Annotated in this window: 5 protein-coding genes (1 of these 5 running past the window's edge); 3 read left to right on the forward strand and 2 right to left on the reverse strand. The window is 69.9% G+C overall.

The genetic code is table 11. The features are described from left to right. Window positions 1-32 precede the first annotated feature (32 nt). Window positions 33-836 carry a TetR/AcrR family transcriptional regulator gene (locus OHS16_RS16560; RefSeq protein ID WP_328537973.1) on the reverse strand — a complete coding sequence of 268 codons (804 nt, stop codon included), beginning with the start codon at window positions 834-836 and terminating at the stop codon, window positions 33-35. 325 nt (window positions 837-1,161) lie between these two features. Between OHS16_RS16560 and OHS16_RS16565 the strand changes: the two genes are divergently transcribed. Then, window positions 1,162-2,538, forward strand: coding sequence for an NAD(P)/FAD-dependent oxidoreductase (locus OHS16_RS16565; RefSeq protein ID WP_328537974.1), 1,377 nt, complete (start codon window positions 1,162-1,164; stop codon window positions 2,536-2,538). A gap of 146 nt (window positions 2,539-2,684) precedes the next feature. Further along, a complete protein-coding gene (locus tag OHS16_RS16570; protein WP_328537975.1) occupies window positions 2,685-4,331 on the forward strand; it encodes an ATP-binding SpoIIE family protein phosphatase in 1,647 nt (548 codons plus the stop codon). Window positions 4,332-4,343: 12 nt separating this feature from the next. Here OHS16_RS16570 and OHS16_RS16575 read toward each other — a convergent pair whose 3' ends face one another. Beyond that, a complete protein-coding gene (locus tag OHS16_RS16575) occupies window positions 4,344-5,612 on the reverse strand; it encodes an MFS transporter (protein WP_328540871.1) in 1,269 nt (422 codons plus the stop codon). A 133-nt stretch (window positions 5,613-5,745) separates the two neighbouring features. Here OHS16_RS16575 and OHS16_RS16580 point away from each other — a divergent pair, with 133 nt between their 5' ends. Next, on the forward strand, window positions 5,746-6,106 hold the 5' portion of the coding sequence (locus tag OHS16_RS16580) for a MarR family winged helix-turn-helix transcriptional regulator (RefSeq protein ID WP_328537976.1). The gene runs 188 nt beyond the window's last position; the window shows 361 of its 549 coding nt (coding positions 1-361); it begins with the start codon at window positions 5,746-5,748; its stop codon lies off the right edge, out of view.

Here is a 6,106-nt window from a genome sequence, read left to right on the forward strand (position 1 = left end):
CAAGCCGGTTGTGCCGTCGCGGCGTGACCGGATCAGACCGGCCGGGACCGCAGCCCTTCCAGCAGAATGTCCAGCAGCCGTGAGGATGCCGCCGCCTGCTGGGCCGCCTCGGGAAGCGATGGTGCGGCCGTGGCTATCACCAGCAGCACATCGGCGACCGTGACATCGCCGCGCAGCTCACCCGCGGCCCGCGCCTTGTCCACCAACTGCCCTACTACTTGCAGGAGCTCGGAGGCGCCCGCATCGTCGTCCTCGGAGAGGTCGGACAGTTCGGAGAGTCCGGCGCCCGTCCCCCAGCTTCCGTCGGCGGCAAGACTTCTGGTCTGCTCCCCGTCGGATGACGACCAACCGGAACGCTGCTGGGGCACCCGCACCCCGTCAGGCCCGGAATGCGCCGCCAGGCTGTCATCGGAGTCCGCCACACCGACCCGCAACACCTGCGGCGGCAGCAGCCGCCCGGCACCCGACGCGACCGACGTCCGCAGGAACCTGGCGAGCGCGGACCACGGCTCGTCCTCCTGGCCGAGCGCCGTACGTGCCTGAGCGGTCAGCCGGGAGGTCTCTTCCTCGGCTATCCGCCGGACCAGTACGTCCTTGCTCGGGAACCGGCGGTACACCGTGCCGACCCCCACCCTGGCCCGGCGCGCGACGTCCTCCATCGGTGCGCCGTAACCCAGCTCACCGAAGACTTCGCGAGCCGCTCTCAGTACATGCTCCAGATTGCGCTGTGCGTCCACACGAAGAGGCGCGGAGCGCGTGACCGTACCCGCGCCCGCCCGTCCGTTTCCTTCTGCTGCGACAGCAGCAGTCTGCCAATGAGCGTCCTGAATGTGCATAACAATCCCCCGGTAATGATGTCTCCCCCCGGAGACTCCCCGCCTGTCAGCCGGGGGCCCCAGACCCGACACCCCGACTTACTACGAACATAGTTGAGCCAGGGGCGATTCAGAAGGGGGTAGTTCCGCACGGAGCGCCCCCCGATCGGAGTATGGGCCGGGACACTCCCTATTCGGTACAGTCGCCCCGTTCCCGCCCCGCCCCCTGACCTGCGGGCCTTCGGCCAGAACAGGGGAACCGCGAGCTCCGCGGCAGCGATGATCTCCGGTCACACAATTTGTCGGGCCTGTGGACAAAGTCGAGCGCCCGTTGCCTCATGGGACAGTGACTGCTCCCATCTCACGGGGGACGACCCCCGGATCCCGGACCGGGCCGCGCATTCTCGTCGTCGGCGGCGGCTATGTCGGTCTGTACACCGCGCTGCGCCTTCAGCGGACACTGAGAAGCGACGAGGCAGAGATCACCGTGGTCACGCCCGACCCCTATATGACGTACCAGCCGTTCCTCCCCGAAGCGGCCGCCGGATCCATCTCCCCGCGCCATGTCGTCGTCCCGCTCCGCCGGGTCCTGGACAGATGCCGGATCGTCATCGGCGAGGCCACCGCCATCAACCACGCCGGGCGCACCGTGACCGTCACCACCCTGGCGGGGCCCGAGGACGGCAGCGGCGGCACCGAGATCGGCTACGACGAGCTGGTCCTCGCCCCGGGCTCCGTCTCGCGCATCCTCCCGATCCCCGGCCTCGCGGAACACGGCATCGGCTTCAAGACCATCGAAGAGGCCATCGGCCTGCGCAACCACGTCATCGAACAGATGGACATCGCATCCTCCACCCGCGACCCGGCCGTCCGGGACGCCGCCCTCACCTTCGTCTTCGTCGGCGGCGGCTACGCGGGTGTCGAGGCCCTCGCGGAGCTCGAGGACATGGCCAGGTACGCCTCCCGCTACTACCACAACATCGATCCCGGCGACATGAACTGGATCCTGGTGGAGGCCGCCGACCGGATCCTGCCCGAAGTCGGTGACGAGATGGGCAGGTACGCCATCCGGGAGCTCCGTAACCGCAATATCGACGTTCGGCTGAACACCCGCCTCGACACCTGCGAGCACCGGGTCGCGGTGCTCAGCGACGGCTCCCGCTTCCCCAACCGGACCCTCGTATGGACCGCGGGCGTCAAGCCGCATCCGGTCCTCGCCGCCGGCGACCTCCCGCTGAACGAACGCGGCCGGCTGCGCTGTACGCCCCGGCTCACCGTCGAAGGCGTCGACCATGCCTGGGCGGCCGGCGACGCGGCGGCCGTTCCCGACCTCACCGCGGACGCGCCGGGCAAGGAGACCGCCCCGAACGCCCAGCACGCGGTGCGTCAGGCCAAGGTCCTCGCCGAGAACCTCGTCGCCTCACTGCACGGCCGGCCGCTCAGGAACTACGAGCACAAATATGTCGGTTCGGTCGCTTCGCTGGGTCTCCACAAGGGCGTCGCCCATGTCTACGGCCGGAAGCTGAAGGGCTACCCTGCCTGGTTCATGCACCGCGCCTATCACCTCAGCCGGGTCCCCACCTTCAACCGCAAGGCCCGGGTGCTCGCCGAATGGATACTTGCCGGGCTCTTCAAGCGCGAGATCGTTTCGCTCGGCTCGCTGGAACACCCGCGCGCCGAGTTCGAATGGGCCGCGGGCGGCGAGCGTCCGAAGCGGGACTGACGCCTGTCAGTGCTGTGGGTCACACTCGGCGTGTGACCATAGGTGGCTTGGACGAGCACGGAACGACCCGGAATCCCCGGCCGGGGAAGCGCCGGACCCAGCTCCCCGGTATCGACGGACGAACGACGAACGAGGCCTGAAAAGCAGTGAACTTCACGCGCTGGAGCGCCCGGCTCCCCGGAACGCAGCGGCGCGCCGCCGCGAGGTCCGATCACAGTTCCGTGCCAGCAGCCCGCGGGGAGTACGCACTCCACCCCGACCAGGAGGCCGAAGGGGGTGCGGAGGTCTCCGGTGTGCCGGCGCTCGACGAACTCTCCGTGCGGGAGGTACTCGGCCAGCTGCCCGCCCTCGTCGCCCTTGTGTACGGCCCCGAGCACCGCATCGCCTATCTCAACGACGCCTACACCGGGACCTTCGGCCCCCGTCCGGTCGGTGCCGCAGCGTGCGATGTGATGCCGGAGCTCGATGAGCTGGGCCTGTTCCCTCTGATGGACCAGGTACTGCGCAGCGGCACCCCCCGCACCGTCAAGTCCCGACGGGTGCAGGCGAAGCCGGGCGCGGGCTCGTACACCGTCACCTGCACGCCGATCAAGAACCTTCAGGAGGACGGCGGCGTCCTGGTCTTCGCCGCCGATGTCAGCGACCACGCGGAGGCCGCCGAGCGGCTGCGGGCAAGCGAACGCCGGCTGCGCCAGACCGCTGTGACCCTGCAGCGCTCGCTGCTCCCGCAGGAGCTGGAGCAGCCCGATGATCTGCGGATCGCCGCCACCTACCAGCCGGGCGGCACCGACGCGGCGGTGGGCGGCGACTGGTACGACGTCATCACCCTGGGCGCCGGCCGGACGGCACTGGTCATCGGTGACGTGATGGGCCGCGGTGTCCGGGCGGCCGCCGTCATGGGACAGCTCCGCACGGCAGTCAGGGCGTACGCCCGTCTCGACCTTCCGCCGCACGAGGTCCTGCAGCTTCTCGACGGCCTCGCGTCGGAGATCGACGCCAGCCAGATCGCCACCTGTGTCTACGCCGTCCACGACCCCAACGAGGGCCGGCTGGTCTACGCGTCGGCGGGTCACCTTCCGATGCTGGTCAGGGACGAGGACGGCTCGGTGCGCCGGGCCCCCGACCCGACCGGGCCGCCCCTGGGGACCGGCGGCTGGCAGCACACATCGGAGTCGATCGCCCTGCCGCCCGGATCGCAGGCCGTCCTCTACACCGACGGCCTGGTGGAGCGCCGCGGTGAGGACATCGACGAGGGTGTGGCGGCCCTGGAGCGTGCGCTGTCCGGCGCCGGCGGGGCCCCGCAGGTGGTCTGCGACCGGCTGATCCGCGCGCTGGGCGTCACCGCCGATCACGATGACGACGTAGCCGTGCTGGTGGTCCAGCACCCGTCCCGGACCGGGCCGGCCGCCGAGCTGTTCCACAACGCGGCGCTCGATCTGCTGGGCGGGGTGGAAGCGGCGCCCCGTGCGCGGGCCTTCGCCTCCGGGGTCCTGGCCTCCTGGCGGTTCCCGGTGGAGCTGCATGACCTGGGCGTACTGGCCACCAGCGAGCTGGTTGCCAATTCCCTCCAGCACGGCACCCCGCCGATGCGCCTCAGACTGCGGCGCACGGACCGCCGGCTGATCATCGAAGTGACGGACGGCGACGATCATCTGCCGCGCCGCCGCCGGGCCGACCCGGTGGACGAGGCGGGACGCGGTATCTCGATCATCGCGACCATCGCCACGTCCTGGGGTTCACGGCGCACACCGGGTGGCGGCAAGGCCGTGTGGTGCGAATTCGCCCTGCCGTAGGCCTGGGCGGTCTCAGTGCTGTGCGGCCGCGGGCTCCGGAACATGCCTGGCGACGACCCGCGATCCATGGGCGAGCGCCGGCCGGTCCTGTACGGCCGTGAGCCGCCGGCCGAGCTGTAGAGCCAGCAGGGTGATCCCGAGGGAGAACACCACGAAGGTCGCGATGTACAGCGTGGGCAGCGAGGCGCCCATGGGGCCGCCCACCGCAGGACCGATGGCCAGCGCGAGCTGCTTGACCAGGGCGAACGCCGAGTTGTACTGACCGACCATGGAGTCGGGCGCCAGATCCGCGACCAGGGGGGCCACGGTCGGGGACAGCATCGACTCGCCCAGTCCGAAGAGCGCGTAGGTGGAGACGAAGGCGGCGGTGGCCATGGCCCCGCTGCCGTGCCCGAGACCTGCGTATCCGGCGACGACCCAGGCGAAGGCCCAGACCAGTCCCACCGTGGCGATCACCCGGGACCGCCGCCGCCGCTCCACCACCTTGAGCACGACGAACTGCGCCACGACGATCACCGCGGTGTTGGCGGCCAGCGCGATTCCCAGGGTCGAGGGCCGTATGCCGGCGGCCTCGGTCCCGTAAGCGGCGAGCCCTGACTCGAACTGTCCGTAACAGGCGAAGAAGACCACGAAGCCGAGCACGCAGAGCTGCACCATGGCCCGGTGCCGCAGCAGTGCCCGGAGCCCGCCGCCGCCTGCCTGCGGCGCGCGCTCGAGGCCGGGCGTGTGCGGGAGCCGTACGGATGCCGCGATACCGCCGAGCACGAGGAACATCGCGGCCTCGATACCGAACAGCAGGGTGAAGCTGCCGGGGCGGCTCGCGTCGACGATCTGGCCGCCGGCCAGCCCGCCGATGCCCAGTGCGAGGTTCTGCAGGAAGAACTGCATCGCGAAGGCCCGGGTGCGGGTGGACGGGCTGGAGCACCAGACGATCATCGTGGCGAGCGCCGGCTGCATCACAGCCGTGCCGGCGCCGAGCAACGCTGCCGACAGGACCACGGTGGAGACACCGGCGGACAGCCCCATGCTCATGGAGCCGGCGGCGGCCAGTACCGCGGCCCCCACCAGCACGGGCAGCGGCCCGCGCCGGTCGATCACCCGCCCGGTGAAGGGAAGGACGACCAGCGCGGCCACCGCGAAGACCGCGAGCACGACACCTGCCGTGCTCGAACCCAGGTCCCGGACCTGGGACACATAGATGTACAGATACGGCACGGTGAACCCGATACCGAACGCGCCCAGCGCGGTGCCTGTCTGAATCCGACGCATCGCGGCACCCATCGCCTTGGTCACCACTCACCTGCCTCTCATGGTGTGAAGCTCAAACGTGAAGACTTCAATACTAAAGTTCGAAGCTCAACACTACACAGTGAAGGACTTCGACGCCAATGGCTTTCATGGGATACTCACCGGCATGCCAGAGACCCCCGGCGCCCAGGAGCCGACCCTCGATGAGCAGATCGCTGCCTACCAGCGCGAATTCCGCGACCTCGACCCGCAGGTCGAGAAGGTCGTCTCGGCCCTGGACCGGCTCAACCGCCGTATGAACGTCGCGTACGGGCGCCAGGTCATGGCGCTGGGGATCAGCAAGACCGACTGGGAGGTCCTGAAGACCCTGGTCCTCGCGGGATCCCCCTACCGGATGGGCCCCGGAGAGCTCGCCAAGCGTCTCGGCCTGACCCCGGCGGCGATGACCCACCGCATCGACCGGATGGCCGGCGAAGGATTCGTCACCCGTGACCGCGACGAGAGCAACCGGGTACGCGTCATCGTCG

This window comes from Streptomyces sp. NBC_00344 (genome assembly GCF_036088315.1).
Taxonomy (GTDB): Bacteria; Actinomycetota; Actinomycetes; order Streptomycetales; family Streptomycetaceae; genus Streptomyces.

Bases quoted from the DNA above. Each gene is read 5' to 3' on its own strand.
- OHS16_RS16575 (WP_328540871.1), bottom strand. From the start codon at position 5,612: ATGGGTGCCGCGATGCGTCGGATTCAGACAGGCACCGCGCTGGGCGCG.
- OHS16_RS16560 (WP_328537973.1), bottom strand. From the start codon at position 836: ATGCACATTCAGGACGCTCATTGGCAGACTGCTGCTGTCGCAGCAGAA.